Source organism: Streptomyces sp. NPDC028635 (assembly GCF_040637635.1).
In the GTDB taxonomy this organism is placed as follows: Bacteria; Actinomycetota; Actinomycetes; order Streptomycetales; family Streptomycetaceae; genus Streptomyces.
The window spans coordinates 147,300-166,481 of sequence record NZ_JBEZWX010000011.1 but is presented as its reverse complement, the minus strand read 5'-3'; the positions used below and the strand labels follow the sequence as shown (position 1 = coordinate 166,481).

Genomic DNA, 19,182 nt, shown 5'->3' with positions numbered 1-19,182 from the left:
CTCTTGCGCATCACGTGTGTTCGGGTTCCACCCCACCCCGAGGAGCCGTCATGCCCGCCTTCCGCCCCCGACTTCTGTGCACGGTCGCCGCCGCGCTCGCGCTCACCGCCGCCTCCCCCGCCACCGCCGCCCACGCCGATGCGGCGGGGCTGCGGGAGGTGCTGTTCGTCGGCAACAACTGGGACGGCACGGCCGATGTCATCGCCTCCAGCGGTGACTTCGCGCGGGTCGGCCGGATCAACGTCGTACCCGACAAGGAGCAGCGGCTGGCGGAGATCAACGCCGATCCGGTCAAGTGGGTGTACTTCATGGCGATCCGCAGCAGTGTCGGCGAGGGTCACGACCAGTTCGCCGACGACATGTACTCCACGCCCGACGGCCGCTCGGTCGTCGTCTCACGGCCCAGCTTCGCCGACGTCGTCTCCATCGACCTGGCCACCGGCAGGCTGAACTGGCGGTTCCCGGTGTCCGGCTACCGGGCCGACCACATGGCCGTCTCCCCCGACGGCACCCGGGTCGCGGTGTCCGCGTCCACCGCGAACACCGTGCACGTCCTGGACATCGACACCGGCCGGCTGGTCGGCTCCTTCGCCACCGGGGACAAGCCGCACGAGAACATCTTCACCAAGGACGGCAAGTACCTCTGGAACATGGCCATCGGCGACGTGAACACCGCGCTGGACGCACCGTGGCTGGACTGGACGAAGGGCGACCGGCACATCACGGTCGTCGACGCGACGACGTACAAGCCCGTCAAGGTGATCGACATGCGCGAGCGGCTCGACGCGATCGGGCTGAAGGACTACTCCGACGCGGTGCGGCCGGCCGTCTTCTCCCCCGACGAGTCCACGCTGTACTTCCAGGTGTCGTTCTTCAACGGCTTCTTCGAGTACGACCTCGTCACGGACAAGATCACCCGCGTCAAGACCCTGCCGAAGAACCCCGCCACCAGCGACGACCGCACCACCTTCGTCAACGACTCCCGTCACCACGGCCTGTCGATGAAGCCGGACGGCAGCAAGCTGTGCGTGGCGGGCACGATGGACGACTACGCGACCGTCGTCGACCGTGCCACCCTCCAGGAGGGCCCGCTGGTCCCCGCGTCCAAGCCGTACTGGGCGACGGTCAGCGGCGACGGCCGGGACTGCGTGATCTCCGAGAGCGGCGCCGACCAGGTCACGGCCATCGACTTCGCCACGGGACGCAAGCGTGTGTCGGTCCCGGTCGGCGACCACCCGCAGCGGGTGCGGCTGGGCCATGTCCCCGCCGGCTGGAGCGTTCCGAGCAGCTGAGCGCGGGCCTGCCCGACGGGAAAAAATCCGTCGGCGCATGGGTGTGACAGGGGCGGTACGGGGTAGTCGCGCCGTATATGGACGAGGCATGCACGACATGCTTCGCCTTCAGGGAAACCGTCCCATCGAAGGAGGTCCGTGACAGCGCAATCCACTCGCAGCGCCCGGGCCGCTTCCACCGAGGTGAGGCGGCCCGGCCCATGTCCGCAGCCCGCCGGTCAGTCCCCGCGCGCCGGCGCGGGCAGCAGCGCCCCGGGCAGGACGGCGAGTGCGAGGAGCGCGGCGGCCGCATAGAGACCGGCGGAGCCCAGCGCCACGGCGTGGAAGCCGCGCAGAAAGCGGCTCTGGTCGGCGGCGGACCCCGCGACGGCTCCGGCGACGGCGATGCCGATGGCTCCGCCGGTCTGGCGCGCGGTGTTGTTCACGGCGGAGGCCAGCCCCGACCGCTCGGGAGGTACGGCGGCGACGGCGGCGGCGACCACGGCCGGGGTGAGCAGGCCGAGACCGGTCCCCCACAGCAGGAACGCGGGCAGCAGCACGCCGTAGCCGGAGTGGGCGTGCGCGCGGACCAGCAGCGCCAGCCCGGCCGCCGCGACGAGCAGACCGGCGGTGGCGGGCAGCCGGGCGCCGATTGCGCTGGTGATACGGCCGCCGAGCGGCCCGAGGACCGCGAGCGGGGTGAACAGCGGCAGCAGGGCGAGCCCCGCGAGGAGAGGCGAGCGGCCCTGGACCGACTGCAGGTAGAGCATCAGGACGAACAGGGTGCCCAGGGTGCCCAGGTTCATGATCCCTGCGGCGGTGTTCGCCGCGTCGAACGCAGGTCGTTTCAGCAGGGCCGGCGGCAGCATGGCGTCGTCGCCGCGGCACGACTCGACGACGGCCAGCGCCACGAGGGCGGCCGCCGCGACGACGGCGGCCGTGACGGCCCGGGGCGCCGCCGGACCCGAGCGGCCGCCCTCGATGAAGGCGTAGGTCGCCGCCAGGAGCAGCAGTGCGCCGAGGACGACCCCCGGCAGGTCGAGGGGGCGGGCCGTCTCCTCGCGGCTCTCCGGGACGACGGCCGCGGCGCGGACCAGGGCCACCAGCACGATCGGCACGTTGACCAGGAAGACCGCCCGCCAGCCCAGGCAGTCGACGAGGACACCGCCGAGCAGGGGCCCGGCGGGCAGCGCGAGGCTGCCGACACCGGCCCACACCCCGATGGCTCGCGCCCGCCCGGCGGGGTCCGGGAAGGCACGGCCGATCACGGCGAGCGTGCCGGGCAGCAGCAGCGCGGCCCCGACGCCCTGCGCGACCCGGGCGGCGATCAGCGCGCCGGCCGTAGGGGCGAGCCCGCAGGCCAGTGATCCGGCGCCGAAGACCGCCAGTCCGGCCAGCACGACGCGCCGGTGTCCGTGCCGGTCGCCCGCGGTGCCGCTGGTCAGCATCAGGGCGGCGAGCGCCAGGGCGTAACCGTCGACCACCCACTGGAGGCCGCCCACGTCGGTGCCGAGACGCGCGCCGATCGCGGGCAGGGCGACGTTGACGATCGTGACGTCGAGCAGCACCAGGAAGTACCCGGCGCACATGACGACGAGCACGCCCCGGGGCGAGGCGGGGCGCGCGGCGGGCCGCACCGCGCGCTTGAGGAGCGTCAGAGGTGTGTCAGCCATGGATCATTCGTAGCGGCCGACGCGGTCAATGGGTGTCCGCGTCGGCCGCACTCGTCGAGAGGCGTCCGCCTCGGGTGCCCTGACGCCGGGGCGGTGAAACGGCCCGGCGCGCGGCCCGCCGCGCGGTGACGTCGGCCTGCGGGCGGCGGCCGTCAGCGCGGCGGCAGCCGGTGCAGGACGACGTCGGTGAGCCGGCCGTCGGCCACGGCGGCGGTCAGGTAGGTGCAGTGGGGCTGGCGGCGGCGGTCGGTCGGGGAACCGGGGTTGAGCAGCCGCAGGCCGCCGGGCGCGGTGGTGTCCCAGGGGATGTGGCTGTGCCCGAAGACCAGGACGTCCAGGTCGGGGAAGCGGGCGGCGCAGCGCGCCTCGCGGCCCTGAGCGGGGCCGGTCTCGTGGACCACGCCGAAGCGCAGGCCGCCCAGTTCGGCGCGGGCCACCTCGGGCAGGCGGGCGCGCAACTCGGGGCCGTCGTTGTTGCCGTACACCGCGATCAGCCGACGGCTGCGGCTCTCCAGCAGGTCGAGGGTGGCGGTGTCGACCCAGTCGCCGGCGTGGAGGACCACGTCGGCGTCGGGCAGTTCGGCGAGCAGCGGCGCCGGCAGCGCCTTGGCGCGCTTGGGGAGATGGGTGTCGGACATCAGCAGCAGGCGCACGGCTTCAGCGTACGGCGCGGGTCCGCGGCGGCGGGGCGCCGGCTCGCGGCAGGCGCGCCCGCCTTGTCCTCAGGTGTCGGCTCGTGGCAGGTGCGCCCGCGCTGTCTTCAGGTGAAACTGTTCAGGAAGGCTGTTCAGGTGAAACTGGACAGTTTTGCCTGAAGAAATTACCGTCGGGGCATGCCTCACGACGAGAACGCCCCGCAGGTCTCCGGCAGCGCCGTGCGCGCCGCCCAGGAGCTGCGCGTCCTGATCGGGCGGCTGCGGCGCCGCGTCCGTGAGGTCGCCGGGGACGACGCGCTCACCCCGTCGCAGGTCTCCGCGCTGACCCTGGTCGGCAAGCACGGCGCGGCCACGGCGAGCGCGCTCGCGTCCGCCGAGGGGGTGCGCCCGCAGTCGATGGCGGCCACGCTGGCCGCACTGGAGCAGCACGGCCTGATCCGGCGCAGCCCCGATCCCGCCGACGGCCGGCGCCAGCTGGTCACCCTGACCGAGTCCGGCCAGGACCGTATCGCCGGTGACCGGCAGGCCCGCGAGGAGTGGCTGACCCGCGCCCTGCAGGACCGGTTCACCGAGGCCGAGCGGCACACGGTGCTCGAGGCGCTGGCATTGCTGGAGCGTCTCTCGCAGCCGTGACACTCCCTCGTTCCGTCGACCCGGAACGCTCACCCGACGTCAGAACACCACCGAAAGGCCCGACCATGGCAGTCACCGCTCTCGATCCGCGCACCGCCCTCGTGGTGATCGACCTCCAGGCGGGGATCGCCGCCGCGCCCGTGCAGCCGCATCCGGGCGCCGACGTCGTCGCCCGTGCCGCCCGGCTGGCCGACGCGTTCCGGGAGCGCGGCCTGCCGGTCGTCCTGGTGCGGGTGTCGTTCGGCGCCGACGGCGCCGACGCCGTCCCCGGACGCACCGAAGCCCCCCGGGCGGGGGGTGCCCGCCCCGAGGGCTGGGACGTCATCGTGCCGGAACTGGCCGGGCACGCGGGGGACATCACCGTCACCAAGCACAACTGGGGCGCCTTCCACGGCACCGACCTCGACGTGCAGCTGCGTCGCCGCGGGGTCACGCAGATCGTGCTGACCGGCATCGCCACCAGCATCGGCGTCGAGTCGACCGCCCGTGCCGCGCACGAGCACGGCTACCACGTCACCCTCGCCACGGACGCCATGAGCGACATGGACGCCGAGGCGCACTCGAACAGCGTGCGGCGGATCTTCCCGCGGCTGGGCGAGACCGGCACGACCGAGGAGATCCTCGAACTCCTCGCCAAGACGCACGCCTGACGCGCACCGGCCTCAGTCCTCACCCCGGACGATGTTCCCGTCGGTCCCGGTGTACGACGCGGACTCGGCGCCGGGGTCCTCCACGGCGGGCAGGCAGGTGCGCAGCGCGCGTTGGCGCCGCAGCCTGCGGGCCCTCGCCCAGCCGGTCTCGGCTCGGCGTATGACGGTCTTGTCCTGGGACTGAGCGGTCGTCACGGCGTCTCATCTTCCTTCGCTGCCCGCGCGTTCCTTCGTTCGCACTACGTCGCCGGGTCCCCGGACGTCCCGAATTCAAACAGACGTCCACAAACCGGGCGGCAGCCGCGGATAGGCCGTAGGGGCGCACCTCCGGCCCCGGGCCCTGCGTGGCGCGGACACCGCCGTGGACCACGGCGGTAGCGTCGCCGCGGTCCGGGGAGGAGGACGATGACAGACCTGCGGGCACAGCGCAGACCGGACGGACACCCGGCCTCGGCCGGGCGGACGTTCGGCCGTGCGCTGCTGCGCTGGACGTCCACGACCGACCACAAGGTGATCGCGCACCTGTATCTGGTGACCGCGTTCTGCTTCTTCCTCCTCGCAGGTCTGCTGGCCATGGCGATGCGCGCGGAGCTGGCGCGGCCCGGGCTGCAGTTGCTGAGCGAGGAGGGCTACAACCAGTTCGTCACGATCCACGGCACGATCATGATGCTGCTGTTCGCGACGCCGATGTTCGCCGGGTTCGCCAACGCCGTGATGCCGTTGCAGATCGGCGCGCCGGACGTGGCGTTCCCGCGGCTGAACGCGCTGTCGTACTGGATGTACCTGTTCGGCGGCCTGATGGTGGTCTCCGGGTTCCTGGTGCCCACGGGGGCGGCGTCCTTCGGCTGGTTCGCCTACGCGCCGCTGAACGACGCGGTGCACACGCCCGGCGCGGGCGGTGACCTGTGGGCGATGGGGCTGGTGGTGGCCGGTGTGTCGACGACGCTGGGCGCGGTGAACTTCATCGCCACCATCATGTGCCTGCGCGCGCCCGGCATGACCATGTTCCGGATGCCGCTGTTCACCTGGAACGTGCTGTTCACCTCGATCCTGGTCCTGCCGGCGTTCCCCGTGCTGACCGCGGCGCTGCTCACGCTGGAGGCGGACCGCAAGTTCGGCGCGCACGTCTTCGACTCGGCGAACGGCGGCGCGCTGCTGTGGCAGCACCTGTTCTGGTTCTTCGGGCATCCGGAGGTCTACATCGTCGCGCTGCCGTTCTTCGGGATCATCTCCGAGATCATCCCGGTGTTCAGCCGCAAACCCCTGTGGGGATACCTGCCGCTGATCGGGGCGACCGTCAGCATCACGATGCTGTCGGCGGTGGTGTGGGCGCACCACATGTTCGCGACCGGGGCGGTGCTGCTGCCGTTCTTCTCGCTGATGTCGTTCCTGATCGCCGTGCCGACGGGCATCAAGTTCTTCGCGTGGATCGGCACCATGGTGCGCGGCTCGATCTCCTTCGAGACGCCGATGCTGTGGTCGCTGGGCTTCCTGGTGACGTTCCTGCTGGGCGGGTTGAGCGGCGTGCTGATCGCCTCACCGCCGCTGGACTTCCACCTCACCGACTCGTACTTCATCGTCGCGCACCTGCACTACGTGCTGTTCGGCACGGTGGTGTTCGCGATGTTCGCCGGCTTCTACTTCTGGTGGCCGAAGCTGACCGGCCGGATGCTCGACGAGCGGCTGGGCAAGCTGCACTTCTGGCTGCTCTTCCCCGGCTTCCAGCTGACGTTCCTGGTGCAGCACTGGCTGGGCGAGGCGGGCATGCCGCGCCGGTACGCCGACTACCTGCCCTCCGACGGCTTCACCCTGCTCAACACCCTGTCCACGGCGGGGGCGTTCCTGCTCGGGGTGTCCACGCTGCCGTTCCTGTACAACGTGTGGTACTCCGCCCGGCACGGCCGGGTGGTCACCGAGGACGACCCGTGGGGGTACGGGCGCTCCCTGGAGTGGGCGACCTCCTGCCCGCCGCCGCGGCACAACTTCCACGCCCTGCCCCGGATCCGCTCCGAATCGCCCGCCTTCGAGCTGCACCATCCCCATGTGGCGAGCCGGGCGAAGGAGGTGGGGCAGCGGTGAAGGCGGAGTCGAAGCTGTTCGGGGGCGTGGCGCTGTTCTTCGCGGGCATCGCCGCGCTCTACGGCGGCTGGTCACGGGAGCCGGCCGGTTCAGCGGTGCTCGTGATCGCCTTTCTGATGGCGTCCCTGGTGTCCTTCTTCAGCGCCGTGCAGTACCGGCGCCGGGGCCCGCGGCCGCAGGACCGCAAGGACGCCGAGGTCGTCGACGCGGCCGGGCCGGTGGAGTTCTTCCCCGCGGCGAGCCACTGGCCGGTGGTCACCGCGGCCGGGTTCGCGCTGGCGGCCACCGGAGTGGTGTACGGGCTGTGGCTGTTCCTCATCGGGACGGCGGTGCTGGCTCGGGGGGTTCTGGGGATGGCGTTCCAGTACGTGCACCGGGGCGAGGACCAGGAGTGAGCTGCGGCCGCGGGGCGCCGGGCCGCACGGTGGTGACGGGGCGCCGGCTCTCCTCGTAGCCGCCCTCGACGGTCTGCCGTACGTCGCCGGTCTCCACGCCCTCGAGAAGGTGCTCGCGTTCCTCGTCGGTGAGGGCGTGGCACAGCCAGCGGGTGAGGAAGAACGCGGCGATCGGCGCGAGGACGAGCAGGACGCGCAGGGTCCAGGTCATCACGTTCACGGAGACGCGGAAGGTGGCGGCGGCCACGTCATTGCCGCCGGCGACCAGCAGGACGCCGTAGAAGACGACCCCGGCGACGCCCAGGCCGGTGCGGACCGGCCGGTCGCGGGGCCGGTCGCACAGGTGCTGCTCCTGGCGCCACTCCCCCGTCAGCCGCTGCTCGGCGAACGGGTACGCGTACAGCACCAGGAAGAGCAGACCGGGCAGGACCACGGCGGGCAGGAGCACGTTCCACATGAGGGTGTGACCGGCGAGATCCGTCTCCCACGGCGGTACGAGGCGCAGCGCGCCCTCCAGGAAGCCGACGTAGAAGTCGGGCTGGGAGCCGGTGGAGGCCTGGTCGGGGCGGTAGGGACCGTAGACCCACACCGGGTTGATCTGGGCGACGGCGCCGAGCACGGCGAGCAGGCCGAAGACCATGAGGGACAGTCCGGCGGAGCTCGCGGAGAACTGCGGCACCATCGGTTTGCCGACGGCGTTGCGTTCGGTGCGTCCGGGGCCGCTCCACTGGGTGTGCTTGAGGTGGAACACCAGGATCAGGTGCACGGTCACCAGGCCGATCAGCACGCCGGGCAGCAGCAGGATGTGCATCGGATAGAGCCGGGAGATGAAGTCGTGCCCGGGGAACTGGCCGCCGAAGACGAAGAAGCTCACATACGTGCCGACGACCGGCAGCGACAGCATGATGCCCTGAGCGATGCGCAGGCCCGTGCCCGAGAGCAGGTCGTCGGGCAGGGAGTAGCCGGCGAAGCCCTCCGCCAGGGCCAGCATGAACAGGGTGACGCCGATGACCCAGTTCAGCTCGCGGGGCCGGCGGAAGGCGCCGGTGAAGAAGATCCGCAGCAGGTGCACGCCGATCGCGGCGGCGAACACGAGGGCCGCCCAGTGGTGGATCTGGCGCAGCAGCAGCCCGCCGCGTACGTCGAAGCTGATGCGCAGGGTGGAGTCGTAGGCGGCGGACATGAGTACGCCGCGCAGTGGCCCGTAGGAGCCGGCGTAGACGACCTCGCGCATCTCCGGGTCGAAGAAGAAGGTCAGCCACACGCCGGTGAGGACCAGCACCAGCAGGCTGTACAGGGCGATCTCACCGAGCAGGAACGACCAGTGGTCGGGGAACGCCTTGCGCAGCATCGCGCCGCCCTCGCCGACCGGCAGCCGCGCGTCGAGGGCACCGGCCAGCCGCTCGCCCCTGCTGTCCCCCGCCACCGGCTCCGGCCGGCCGTCCCGCTCCACGTCCCTGTGCCTCCCGCGCTCGCCGATGCACCGCAAATGTCCCTCCCCCGCCGGCGCACCCGCGCCACGCGGCGCCGCCGGAACCACCCGCGTCTCCACCGCACTGCACCCGTTCGGGCCCGCGCATCCCGCACACGCCGGGGGCGGACGGACCGGTGCAGGTGCGGAGAGGGTGGGCGAGCCCTTGCGGGGAGGGGCCGCGAGGTGGGCGTCCGCACCGGACGCGCCGGGTGGGCGTCCGCGCCGGACGCGCAGGGTGGGCGCCCGCACCGGACGCGCCTAGTGCGGGAGTGAGCCGGCACCACGCCCGGTGCCGGGGGTGGGAGCCGGTGCCGGGGGAGCCGGTGCCGGGGTCGGGAGCCGGGGTGGCGGGCCCTGGCGGCCGGGTGGCTCGCCAGTCCCCCGAGCGCCGCGACGCGGCAGGCCGCCGAACGGGCCTTCGGATGGCAACCGGGTCAGCAGGCAGGCTTACGTGGGCGGTGTCCGCGGCCCACGAGCGGCGTCGGCAGGCCGCCGGATCAGCCCTTGGCAGGGCGGCCCGGGCCGCAGGCAGCCGGGCAGGGCTCCGCCACGTGCACCGGGCAGACCGGCACGTTGCCAGGCGCGCCCGCGCAAGGGTCCGTGGGCTGCATCCGCACCCCGGGGCGGGGAGACTCCGGCAGGTCGCCGGACGGGCCCTTCACCGGCGGCCGGGAACGGCTGCCCGCGATGCGAGGCTTTGCCCACGTGCCCCGGGCAGACCGGCAGTTGCCAGGCACGGCTGCACAAGCCCCTGTGGGCGGCGTCCATCCCTGGGGCGCCGCCCACAGCGGCTTGGACGGGCCTTCACTTGCGACCGGCGACGGCAGCCTGCGCGGCGGTGCTACGCCCGCCCGCCCCCGGGCAGACCGGCGGGTCGCCAGGCACGCCTGCGCACGGCGTCGTGGGCGGCGCCCGTCAGCCCCGGGGCGGCTTCGCCGCAGGCGCCCGGCGGCGCCCGTCGCGGGGCGGTGGCTGCCAGGGCCGCGGGCCGGCCCCAAGGCGCCCGCCGGGCACCGGGCCGGTGGGGTGTCCGGTCGGAGGGGGTGACGTGGTGTCAGGTGTTGGGGCGGGCCGCGCTGATGTCGCCGAGGGCCGAGTCCGGGTCGCGTTCCATGGCGGTGTCGCCGAGGGAGACGATGCCGACCGGGTGGCCGTGGTCGACGACGGGGATACGGCGTACCGAGTGCTCGCGCATCAGGCGGATCGCGAGGCTCAGGTCGTCGTCGGGGCCGACGGTGACCACGTCGTCGCTGCAGATGCCGGCGACGGTGGTCTGCTCCGGGTCACCGCCGTCGGCGATGCCCCGCACCACCAGGTCACGGTCGGTGACCAGGCCGCGCAGGTCGTCGCCGTCGGTCACCAGGACCGCGCCGAGGTCCTCGTCGCGCATCAGCCGGGCCACGGCGGTGACGGAGGCCTGCGGCTCCACGGTGACCGGGTCGGCGGTCATGATGTCGCGGACGTGCTGGGTCATGGCGTACTCCTTGCCAAGGGGGTGTGCGGGAGCCGGGTTACCCGCAGCCGCCCGGTGACACGGGAATTCAGCGGGCGATGTCGATCTCGCTCCACACCTGTTTGCCGCCGCTGACGGGGACCGCGCCCCAGGTGTCCGACACGGCCTCCACGAGGAGGATGCCGCGGCCGCCGGTGGCCTCCCAGCCGATGCTGGTCGGCTTCACGGGGGTGCGCGGGGAGGCGTCGGCGACCGCGATGCGCAGCCGGTGGTTGACCAGGGTGAGGCTGAGGCGGACCTGCCCGCCGGTGTGCACGAGGGCGTTGGTGACGAGCTCGGAGACGACGAGCAGGGCGGCGTCGACGGCGGACGCGGGGACGCCCCAGGCGCGCAGGGTGCGCCGGGCGAAGCGGCGGGCGTGCCCGACGGCCTGCGGCACCCGCCACACCGTCCAGCTCTCCCGCCGCGGGCGCGAGGCCATCCCGTCGTAGCGCAGCAGGAGCAGGGCGACGTCGTCGCTGCGGTGGGCGTTGCCGAGCAGGGCGTCGGCGACCGTGCCGAGGTCGGCGACGCCGCAGCCGCCGAGGTCGTGGGCGAGCCGGGCGAGGCCGGTGTCGATGTCGGAGTCCGCCGACTCGACCAGGCCGTCCGTGGTGAGCGCGAGCACCGTGCCGGGCCGCAGGGACAGCGGGCCGAGCGGGAAGTCCGCCTGCGGGAGCACACCGAGCGGCGGGCCGCCGTCGGACTCGACGATCTCGGTGCTGCCGTCGGGATGGCGCAGTACCGGCGGCAGATGCCCGGCCCGTACGCACCACGCGGAGCCGGACTCCAGGTCGAGGTCGACGTAGGCGCAGGTGGCGAACAGGTCGGTCTCCAGGTCGGCCAGCAGCCGGTTGGCGTGCGAGACGACCACGTCCGGCGGGTGGCCCTCGACGGCGTAGGCGCGCAGGGCGGTGCGCATCTGCCCCATGAGGGTGGCGGCGGCGGTGCTGTGGCCCTGTACGTCGCCGATGACGAGGGCGACGTGGTGGTCGGGCAGCGGGATCACGTCGTACCAGTCCCCGCCGACCTCGAGGCCGGCCGTGGCGGGCAGGTAGCGGGCGACCGCGACGGCGCCGGGCAGCGTGGGCAGCCGGCGCGGCAGCAGCTGACGCTGGAGCATGCCGACCAGTTCGTGCTCGGCGTCGAAGGCGTGGGCGCGCATCAGGGCCTGCCCGGCGAGGCCTGCGGAGGCGGTGAGCAGGGCGCGTTCGTCGGGGCCGAAGTCGTGCGGGGCGTCCCAGCCGATGAGGCAGGCGCCGGCCATGCGGTTGCCCGCGGGCAGCGGCAGCACGGCGAGTCCGCCGGGCCCGACCTCGGCGAGGGCGGGTTCCAGGGCGGTGCCGGCGGGCCAGATCTGGGCGCGGCCCTCGCGCAGCGCGGCGGCGAGGGTGGGCATGGCACGCACGGGCGCGTCGGGCCACTCGGCGCGCCACTCCAGCCGCCACAGCTCCGGCCAGGCCTCGGGCTGCGGCGGGTCGAGGACGGTGACGACGAGGCGGTCGCCCTCCAGCTCGGCGAGCGCGATCCGGTCGGCCCGCAGCGGTTTGCGCAGGGCGGACACGACGGCCTGGCTGACGTCCCGCACGGTTCCCGCGGTGGCCAGCATGGCGGCCAGGCGCTGCACCCGGGCCACGTCGGTGACGTCGGAGCGCAGCGCGGAGGTGTCCTCGACGGTGCCGACCAGCCGGGCGGGCCGCCCCTCCCCGCCGGGCAGCAGCCGCCCGCGCAGCCGGAGCCACCTGGGCGCGCCCGAGGGCTGGAGGATCCGGAACTCCAGCTCGCGGTCGCCTATCGACATGTGGTCGGCCTCGACGACGGACATCAGTGCGGGCAGGTCCTCGGGGACGGTGAGCCGCAGCAGGGTCTCGACCTTGCCGTCGAAGTCCTCGCGGTCCAGCCCGAACAGCCGCAGGATGCCGTCACCGACCGCGACCCGCCCGCTGTCCATGGCGAGGCTGAAGGAGTGCGCGGGCAGCTCACCGGTCTCGGTGGCCGCGACCGGCACGCCCGTGACGACGGCCGCGGCGACCAGCTCCAGACAGGTACGCGCCTCGGTGCCGAAGCCGCCGCTCTCCTCGGTGACGGCGAGGAGGCAGCCGCCGGTGCCGTGCAGGGGCAGCGCGGCCAGGTGGAAGTCGAGTGCGGGAACGCGCCGCGACGGCGCCCGCGCGGCCAGCTCCCGGGGCCCGAGCCACACCGCGTGCCCGGTGCGGTGCACGTCGGCGGCCGGCGAGCCCCCGGACACCGGGTAGCTCTCGCGCAGGCCGTACACGGATCTCGGCACTCCGGCGCACTCCACCAGACACAGCAGGTCGCCGTCCTCACCCGGGGTGTAGACGGCGGCCAGCTGCGCGTCGGCGAACACCAGTGCCTGTTCGAGGACCTGCCGGAGCCGTTCGGGTGAGTCGCGGCCGGAGGCGAGCGCCTTGAGGGCACGTTCCGCACGCAGTGTCCGCGGCTCGCGTCCCGCAGCTCCCTCACCGACCACGTCGGTATTACAGCGCGCATCGCCCGCCCGCGCAGCCCCTGCGACCGCGACCGGGCCGCGGCGGCTGAGCTGCTCGAAACGATCCGAACATCTGTTGACGCATGCGTTCTGCACGGCGATGTGGTGACACCCGTGACTGTCGGTGGTCGGTCACTCACTGGAAATCTCTTGGGCGGACCACGGAGGGGGAGGCATGGACAAGCGGTACGAGGTGTACGCCCTCGCCGACCGTCACTTCTACGACACGCCGGACCGGCTGTCGGACGGCGGCGAGCAGGCCGCACCGCTGTTCGCGGCGGCGCGCCGTGAAGTGCCGGCGGGCTGGAGCGCGGCGCGCGTCGGAGACTGGCTGACGCTGACCCCGCTCGCCGCGGACGGCCGGCCGCACTTCGGTCCGGCCCAGGGCTGGAAGATCCACGCTTCGGCCACCCGGGCGAACGCCGAGCGGATCGCGGCGATCGTGTGGGACTACTGCGTGCCGCGCCGCATCCCGTTCAAGTTCGTGCCGGGCCCGCACCTGCTGCACCTGCGCAACGCCAAGTACGCCGGGCGCGACACCAGCGGCAAGTTCGTCACCGTCTACCCGGACGGCGAGGAGCAGCTGCACACCGTGCTGCGGGAGCTGGGCGAGCTGCTGGAGGGCTTCGAGGGCCCGTACATCCTCACCGACCTGCGCTGGGGCGAGGGCCCGCTGTACGTCCGCTACGGCGCCTTCGCGCGCTCCTACGTCGTCGACGAGCGCGGCGCGCTGGTGCCGGCGGTCCGTGACGGGGAGGGCCGGCTGGTGCCGGACCGGCGCACTCCCTCCTTCCAGGTGCCGGAGTGGGTGACGCTGCCCGAGTTCCTCGCGCCGCATCTGGCCGCGCGCAACACCACGACGGTGGGCGAGCTGCCGTACCGCATCGACAAGGCGCTGCACTTCTCCAACGGCGGCGGGGTGTACGCGGGCACCGACACCCGCAACGGCCGCAAGGTGGTGCTGAAGGAGGGCCGCCCGCACGCGGGGCTGGCCTCCGACGGCGCCGACGCCATCGCCCGGCTGGAGCGGGAGAAGGACGCGCTGGAGCGGCTGGCGGGCACCGGTGTGGTGCCGGAGGTGCGGGACTGGTTCACGCTCGGCGACCACCGGTTCCTGGTGACGGACTTCGTCGAGGGGCGGCCGCTGAACGCGTTCTTCGCGGAGCGGCATCCGCTGCTCACGCCGGACCCGGATCCCGGCGAGGTCGCCGCGTACACGGCGTGGGCGGTGCGCATCCACCGGGCCGTGGAGCAGGCGGTGGAGAAGGTGCACGCGCGCGGGATCGTCTTCAACGACCTGCACGTCTTCAACATCATGGTCGCCCCCGACGAGGAGTCGGTGTACCTGATCGACTTCGAGGCGGCCGCACCCGTCGAGGAGCACGGCCGCCAGGTCGTCGCCCACCCGGGCTTCTTCGCGCCGCCCGACCGGCGGGGCGTAGAGGTGGACCGCTACGCCCTCGCCTGCCTGCGGCTCGCGCTGTTCCTGCCGGTGACCACGCTGTTCGTGGTGGACCGCGGCAAGGCGGCCCACCTCGCCGAGGTCATCGCCCGTGAGTTCCCCGAGGTGCCCGCCGGCTTCCTGGCGGAGGCGGTCGCCGAGATCACCCGGGACACGGCCGGCCGGTCGGCGGGATCCGTCCCGCTCGTGGATCCCGCCGACTGGCCGCACAGCCGGGACTCGATGACCAAGGCGATCCTCGCCTCGGCGACCCCGGAACGCGACGACCGGCTCTTCCCCGGCGACATCGCCCAGTTCTCCGACGGGGGCGGTCTCGGTATCGGCCACGGCGCGGCCGGCGTGCTGTACGCGCTCGCCGCGACCGGCGCCGAACGCTACGACGAGGGCGAGCGCTGGCTGCTGGACCACACCGACCCGGCGCCCGTGGGCACCCCGCTCGGCCTGTACGACGGTCTCGCGGGCGTCGCCCACGTACTCGCCCTGCTGGGCCACCGGCAACGGGCCCTGGACCTCGTCGAGGGCATCCTCCGCGAACGCTGGCAGAACCTGTCCTCGGACCTGCACGGCGGACTCGCCGGGCTCGGCCTGGTCCTCGGCGCGCTCGCGGACGCCACCGGCGAGAGCGAGCTGGGCGAGCGGGCCGCCGAGGCGGCGCGGGTCCTCGTCGGGCGTCTGGCGGAGCCGCCGGCGCCGAAACGGCGGGCCGGGCTGATGCGCGGCGCGAGCGGGCCGGCGCTGTTCCTGCTGCGGCAGTACGAACGCACCGGTGAGGCGGAGTTGCTGCGGGCGGCCGGTGTGGCACTCCAGCGGGACCTGGAACGCTGCGTGGTGCGGCCGGGCGGCTCGCTGGAGGTCGACGAGGGCTGGCGCACCCTGCCGTATCTCGGCGACGGCAGCGCCGGGATCGGCATGGTCCTGGACGACTTCCTCACGCACGCGCCGCAGGCGGCCGAACAGTTCGCGGCCGTACGGGCGGGCGTACTGACCGCCGCGACCTCCCGCTTCTACGCGCAGCCCGGGCTGTTCCAGGGCCGCGCCGGACTGATCCTGCACCTGAGCCGCACCGGGGCGGCGCCGGAGCTCCTGGCCGGCCAGATCTCCGGGCTCGGCTGGTACGCGATGGCCTACCAGGGCCAGCTCGCCTTCCCCGGCCACCAGATGATGCGGCTCTCCATGGACCTCGCCACCGGAACGGCGGGCTGCCTGCTGGCGCTCGGCGCGGCCCTCGACGGCCCCGGCCCGGCACACCTGCCGTTCCTCCCGCCGCTCACGCGGCCCCAATAGACGCGGCCGCAGTCCCGCGGTCGTGACATCACCCCTGTCCCCATGACGAAAGGACACGATCATGGCTCTTCTCGACCTGCAGACGATGGAGTCCGACGAGCACACCGGCGGCGGCGGCGCGAGCACCGTCAGCCTGTTGTCCTGCATCAGCGCCGCGAGCGTCCTGCTCTGTGTGTGACGCCCCGAGCGTGACACCCCTCGCGTGACCCAGGCTCCGGGTGGCCCCCTTCGCACGGGGGCCACCCGGGGCCCTCACTCTTCTCCGGGAGCAGGCGGCATGGCAGGTGCGCACCAGCGAGGCGGCACGGCGAACGACGAGAGCCGGGTGCTGCTGCGCGCAGCGGCCCGGCACAGCGCGGGTCGCCGTACGGCCCTGACGGTGGCCGGTGTCGCGTCGGCCGGCGCCGGGCTGCTGCTGCCGGCGGCGCTGGGGCGGGCCCTGGACCTGCTGCTGGCGCACGAGTCCGCGACGCGCTGGGTGCTGCTGTGCGCGGGCCTCGTGCTGCTGACAGCCGTGCTCGACGCGGCCGACACGGTGCTCCACGGCACCGTCGACGCCCGCACCACCGCGTGGCTGCGCCGTCGTGCCACCGGCCATGTGCTCGCTCTCGGTCCCCGGGCCCAGGACCGCTTCCCGGCCGGTGAACTGGTCGCCCGGCTGGTCGGGAACGCCGCCGCGGCCGGAACGGCCCCGGCGGCCCGCGCCGCGCTGCCGGCCGCGATCGTGGTGCCGGCCGGGGGCGTCGTCGCGCTGGCGCTGATCGACCCCTGGCTGGCGGTCGTCCTGCTCGCCGGGGCACCGCCGCTCTACCTCCTGCTGCGCGCCCTGGCCCGCGACACGTCCGCCAGCGTCACCGACTACCAGCGGGTGCAGGGGCGGATGGCGGCGACGCTGGCTGAGGCCGTCGCCGGGCGGCGCACCATCCGCGCGGCCGGGCTCCAGGAGCGGGAGACGGCCCGCATCCTCGCGCCGCTTGAGGAACTGTCCCGCGCCGGGCACCGCATGTGGCGGGTGCAGGGCCGGGCCGCGGCGCAGGCCGTCGCGGTGGCGCCGCTGCTGCAACTGGCGGTGGTGGCGGTCGCGGGCCTGCTGCTGGCCCGGCACCGGCTCACCGCCGGGGAGCTGCTGGCGGCGTCGCGGTACGCGGTGCTCGCCACCGGTGTCGGAGCGCTCGTCGGGCAGCTCACCGCTGTGGCGCGGGCCCGTGCGGCGGCCGGACGTCTGGGCGAGCTGCACGCCGTGCCCGCGCCCCGGTACGGCCGACGCCGGCTGCCGGAGGGCGGCCTAGGACGCCTGGAACTGCGCGGGGTGACCGCGCGGCGCGGCGAGCGCACGGTGCTCGACGGGGTCGACCTGGTCGTGCCGGGCGGGACCACGCTCGCGGTCGTCGGCCGCTCCGGGACGGGCAAGTCGGTGCTCGCGGCGCTGGTTGCGCGCCTGGCCGACCCGGACGCCGGGGAGATCCTGCTGGACGGGGTGCCCCTGCGGGAGCTGTCCGCCGAGGAGCTGCGGACAGCGGTGGCCTGCGCCTTCGACCGCCCTGTGCTGCTCGGCACCACGGTGGAGGACGCACTCGCCCTCGGCCTGCCGCACCCGTCCCCCGGCCGCGTCCGCGACGCGGCCCGCTCGGCGCACGCCGACGACTTCGTGCGACGCCTTCCCTCCGGCTACGGCACCGCCCTGGCCGACGCCCCGCGTTCCGGCGGCGAGTCGCAGCGCCTGGGTCTCGCGCGCGCCTTCGCCCGGGGCGGGCGGCTGCTCGTCCTGGACGACGCGCTGTCGAGCCTCGACACCGTGACCGAGCACCACATCACCGAGGCTCTCACCGGTCCGGGCGGCCGGGGCACCCGCCTGCTCGTCGCCCACCGCGCCGCGACGGCCGCCCGCGCGGACGTCGTGGCCTGGCTGGACGGCGGACGCGTCCGCGCCGTGGGCCGGCACGAGACGCTGTGGCGGGACCCCGGCTACCGGGCGGTGTTCGCCGGCGCGGAGCGGGAGGAGGCGGGGCGGTGAGCGCAGGAGGCGGGGCGGTGCGCGGAGGGGAAGGTACGGCTGCGGGCGCCGGGCTCCTCGTACGGGGGGCGCGGTTCCTGCGCCGGCGGTGGCCCGTGCTGCTGCGGCTGGCCGGCTGGTCGGTGCTGGAGACCGGGCAGACCTTCCTGCTCGGCTACGGTCTGGCCCGCGCCCTGGACGACGGGTTCCTCGCCGGGCGGGCCGGGACCGGGCTGGTCTGGCTGGCGGTGGCGGGCGCGGGGGTGCTGGCCGGCGCGCTGGGCACCGGGCGGGTGTACGGCGCGGTCGCCGCGCTGGTGGAACCGCTGCGGGACCGGCTGGTGACCCTGGTCGTGGAACGCGGTGTGCGCGAGGCGGACGACGGGGCGCTGTCCGGCCTCACCCAGCAGGTGGAGATCGCGCGGGACACCTTCGCCGGGCTGGTGATGGTGGCGCGGTCGTTCCTGTTCACGTCCGTCGGCGCGGTCGCCGGGCTGCTCGCCCTCGCGCCGCCCCTGCTGCTCGTCGTGGGGCCGCCGCTGGCCGCCGGTGTGGCGCTGTTCGCGGTGACGCTGCGGCCGCTGGCCCGGCGGCAGGAGACCTACCTCGCCGCCGACGAGGCACTCGCCGCGCGCCTCGGCGCCGTCTGCCCCGGGCTGCGGGACATCACCGCGTCCGGGGCGGAGGAACGCGTCGCGGCGGACGTCGGAGTGGACATCGACGCCGAACTGCGTGCGGCGCGCTCCCTGGCCCGCTTCTCCGTGCTGCGCACGGCGGCCCTCGCCGTCGGCGGCCACCTGCCGGCCGTCCTGCTGCCGGCCGCGGCACCCTGGCTCCTGGCCCGCGGGGTGACCCCGGGCGCCCTGGTCGGCGCCCTCGCCTACGTCACCCAGTCCCTGCTGCCCGCCCTGCGCACCCTCGTCCACGGCCTCGGCACGAGCGGCGCCCGCCTGACGGTGGTCCTGCGCCGGCTGGCACCGCGGGCGGACGCCGGGGAGCCGGTGCCGGGCGGCGCGCGGGAGACGGCCGCGGCGGGCCCCCCGGCGGCTCCCGTCACCGCACCGGCAGCGGCGGCCGAGGAAGCCGCCCTGCGCCTGACCGGCGTCAGCTTCGCCTACGGCCCGGGCGCGGCCCCCGTGATCGACGACCTCAACCTCACGCTCCCGCAGGGCGCCCATCTGGTCGTCGTCGGGCCCAGCGGCATCGGGAAGTCGACGCTCACCGCGCTCGTCGCGGGGCTGCTCGAGCCGGTGCGCGGCGGTATCCGCGTGTACGGCGCGCCGGTGCCCTCGGCGCGGGCCGCCGCGCTGCGGGTGCTCGTGCCGCAGGAGGCGTACGTCCACAGCGGCACCCTCGGGGAGAACCTGAGCCTGCTGCGGCCGGAACCGGTGCCCGAGCCGGAGCTGCTCGCCGCGGCCGACGCGGTCGGGCTTACGCCGCTGCTGGAGCGGCTCGGCGGTCCGAGCGCGCCGGTGGACCCGGCGGCGCTGTCGGCGGGCGAGCGGCAGCTGATCGCGCTGACCCGGGCCCATCTGTCGTACGCGCCGCTGGTGCTGCTGGACGAGGCGACCTGCCATCTGGACGCGGAGGCGGAGGAGCGCGCGGAGCGGG

General features: G+C 74.3%; 14 protein-coding genes and 1 pseudogene. 9 read left to right on the top strand and 6 right to left on the bottom strand.

What is annotated here, in order from left to right; translation table 11 throughout:
* The first annotated feature begins 50 nt into the window (after positions 1 to 50).
* Positions 51 to 1,292 carry a YncE family protein gene (locus tag AB0E88_RS15170; RefSeq protein WP_361629772.1) on the top strand — a complete coding sequence of 414 codons (1,242 nt, stop codon included), beginning with the start codon at positions 51 to 53 and terminating at the stop codon, positions 1,290 to 1,292.
* Between the two features lie 218 nt (positions 1,293 to 1,510).
* On the opposite strand, the gene AB0E88_RS15165 is transcribed toward AB0E88_RS15170, so the two are convergent.
* Positions 1,511 to 2,944: an MFS transporter gene (locus AB0E88_RS15165; protein ID WP_361629769.1), complete on the bottom strand. Its 1,434-nt coding sequence runs from the start codon at positions 2,942 to 2,944 to the stop codon at positions 1,511 to 1,513.
* Positions 2,945 to 3,096: 152 nt separating this feature from the next.
* Positions 3,097 to 3,597, bottom strand: a complete 501-nt coding sequence (locus tag AB0E88_RS15160) for a metallophosphoesterase (RefSeq protein ID WP_361629766.1) — start codon at positions 3,595 to 3,597, stop codon at positions 3,097 to 3,099.
* A 180-nt stretch (positions 3,598 to 3,777) separates the two neighbouring features.
* On the opposite strand from AB0E88_RS15160, the gene AB0E88_RS15155 reads away from it, so the two are divergent.
* Complete coding sequence (locus AB0E88_RS15155; protein ID WP_361629763.1) at positions 3,778 to 4,233, top strand: MarR family transcriptional regulator; 456 nt, start codon at positions 3,778 to 3,780, stop codon at positions 4,231 to 4,233.
* A 65-nt stretch (positions 4,234 to 4,298) separates the two neighbouring features.
* Positions 4,299 to 4,883, top strand: coding sequence for a hydrolase (locus AB0E88_RS15150; protein ID WP_361629760.1), 585 nt, complete (start codon positions 4,299 to 4,301; stop codon positions 4,881 to 4,883).
* Between the two features lie 12 nt (positions 4,884 to 4,895).
* On the opposite strand, the gene AB0E88_RS15145 is transcribed toward AB0E88_RS15150, so the two are convergent.
* A complete protein-coding gene (locus tag AB0E88_RS15145; protein ID WP_361629757.1) occupies positions 4,896 to 5,078 on the bottom strand; it encodes a hypothetical protein in 183 nt (60 codons plus the stop codon).
* A 210-nt stretch (positions 5,079 to 5,288) separates the two neighbouring features.
* On the opposite strand from AB0E88_RS15145, the gene ctaD reads away from it, so the two are divergent.
* Both ctaD and AB0E88_RS15135 read left to right on the top strand, forming a co-directional pair.
* Positions 5,289 to 6,962 (top strand): cytochrome c oxidase subunit I, encoded by a 1,674-nt coding sequence (gene ctaD, locus AB0E88_RS15140; RefSeq protein WP_361629754.1) that lies wholly within the window; start codon positions 5,289 to 5,291, stop codon positions 6,960 to 6,962.
* Positions 6,959 to 7,357, top strand: coding sequence for a cytochrome c oxidase subunit 4 (locus AB0E88_RS15135; RefSeq protein WP_361629751.1), 399 nt, complete (start codon positions 6,959 to 6,961; stop codon positions 7,355 to 7,357). The genes ctaD and AB0E88_RS15135 overlap by 4 nt, the downstream gene beginning before the upstream one ends.
* On the opposite strand, the gene AB0E88_RS15130 is transcribed toward AB0E88_RS15135, so the two are convergent.
* The 3 genes from AB0E88_RS15130 to AB0E88_RS15120 all read right to left on the bottom strand — a co-directional run bounded on the left by AB0E88_RS15130 (position 7,278) and on the right by AB0E88_RS15120 (position 12,814).
* The gene (locus AB0E88_RS15130) at positions 7,278 to 8,708 is read right to left on the bottom strand and encodes a ubiquinol-cytochrome c reductase cytochrome b subunit (protein ID WP_361629927.1); all 1,431 of its coding nucleotides are present in this window, start codon (positions 8,706 to 8,708) and stop codon (positions 7,278 to 7,280) included. The genes AB0E88_RS15135 and AB0E88_RS15130 overlap by 80 nt on opposite strands.
* Positions 8,709 to 9,885: 1,177 nt before the next feature.
* Entirely contained in the window at positions 9,886 to 10,305 is a 420-nt protein-coding gene (locus tag AB0E88_RS15125) for a CBS domain-containing protein (RefSeq protein ID WP_361629748.1), read from the bottom strand.
* A 67-nt stretch (positions 10,306 to 10,372) separates the two neighbouring features.
* The gene (locus AB0E88_RS15120) at positions 10,373 to 12,814 is read right to left on the bottom strand and encodes a SpoIIE family protein phosphatase (protein WP_361629745.1); all 2,442 of its coding nucleotides are present in this window, start codon (positions 12,812 to 12,814) and stop codon (positions 10,373 to 10,375) included.
* Between the two features lie 193 nt (positions 12,815 to 13,007).
* Between AB0E88_RS15120 and lanKC the strand changes: the two genes are divergently transcribed.
* From lanKC to AB0E88_RS15100, 4 genes and pseudogenes are all read left to right on the top strand, one after another.
* Positions 13,008 to 15,578, top strand: a complete 2,571-nt coding sequence (gene lanKC, locus AB0E88_RS15115; protein WP_361629742.1) for a class III lanthionine synthetase LanKC — start codon at positions 13,008 to 13,010, stop codon at positions 15,576 to 15,578.
* A 61-nt stretch (positions 15,579 to 15,639) separates the two neighbouring features.
* A complete protein-coding gene (locus tag AB0E88_RS15110; protein ID WP_361629739.1) occupies positions 15,640 to 15,756 on the top strand; it encodes a SapB/AmfS family lanthipeptide in 117 nt (38 codons plus the stop codon).
* Between the two features lie 99 nt (positions 15,757 to 15,855).
* On the top strand, positions 15,856 to 17,592 hold the full coding sequence (locus AB0E88_RS15105) for an ABC transporter ATP-binding protein (RefSeq protein ID WP_361629736.1): 1,737 nt from the start codon (positions 15,856 to 15,858) through the stop codon (positions 17,590 to 17,592).
* Positions 17,593 to 18,017: 425 nt separating this feature from the next.
* Positions 18,018 to 19,130: pseudogene (locus AB0E88_RS15100) on the top strand (ABC transporter ATP-binding protein); the annotation flags it as partial.
* Between the last annotated feature and the right edge of the window lie 52 nt (positions 19,131 to 19,182).

Bases quoted from the DNA above. Each gene is read 5' to 3' on its own strand.
- AB0E88_RS15155 (WP_361629763.1), top strand. From the start codon at position 3,778: ATGCCTCACGACGAGAACGCCCCGCAGGTCTCCGGCAGCGCCGTGCGC.
- AB0E88_RS15110 (WP_361629739.1), top strand. From the start codon at position 15,640: ATGGCTCTTCTCGACCTGCAGACGATGGAGTCCGACGAGCACACCGGC.
- AB0E88_RS15130 (WP_361629927.1), bottom strand. From the start codon at position 8,708: ATGCTGCGCAAGGCGTTCCCCGACCACTGGTCGTTCCTGCTCGGTGAG.
- AB0E88_RS15150 (WP_361629760.1), top strand. From the start codon at position 4,299: ATGGCAGTCACCGCTCTCGATCCGCGCACCGCCCTCGTGGTGATCGAC.
- lanKC (WP_361629742.1), top strand. From the start codon at position 13,008: ATGGACAAGCGGTACGAGGTGTACGCCCTCGCCGACCGTCACTTCTAC.
- AB0E88_RS15170 (WP_361629772.1), top strand. From the start codon at position 51: ATGCCCGCCTTCCGCCCCCGACTTCTGTGCACGGTCGCCGCCGCGCTC.
- AB0E88_RS15105 (WP_361629736.1), top strand. From the start codon at position 15,856: ATGGCAGGTGCGCACCAGCGAGGCGGCACGGCGAACGACGAGAGCCGG.
- AB0E88_RS15125 (WP_361629748.1), bottom strand. From the start codon at position 10,305: ATGACCCAGCACGTCCGCGACATCATGACCGCCGACCCGGTCACCGTG.
- AB0E88_RS15165 (WP_361629769.1), bottom strand. From the start codon at position 2,944: ATGGCTGACACACCTCTGACGCTCCTCAAGCGCGCGGTGCGGCCCGCC.
- ctaD (WP_361629754.1), top strand. From the start codon at position 5,289: ATGACAGACCTGCGGGCACAGCGCAGACCGGACGGACACCCGGCCTCG.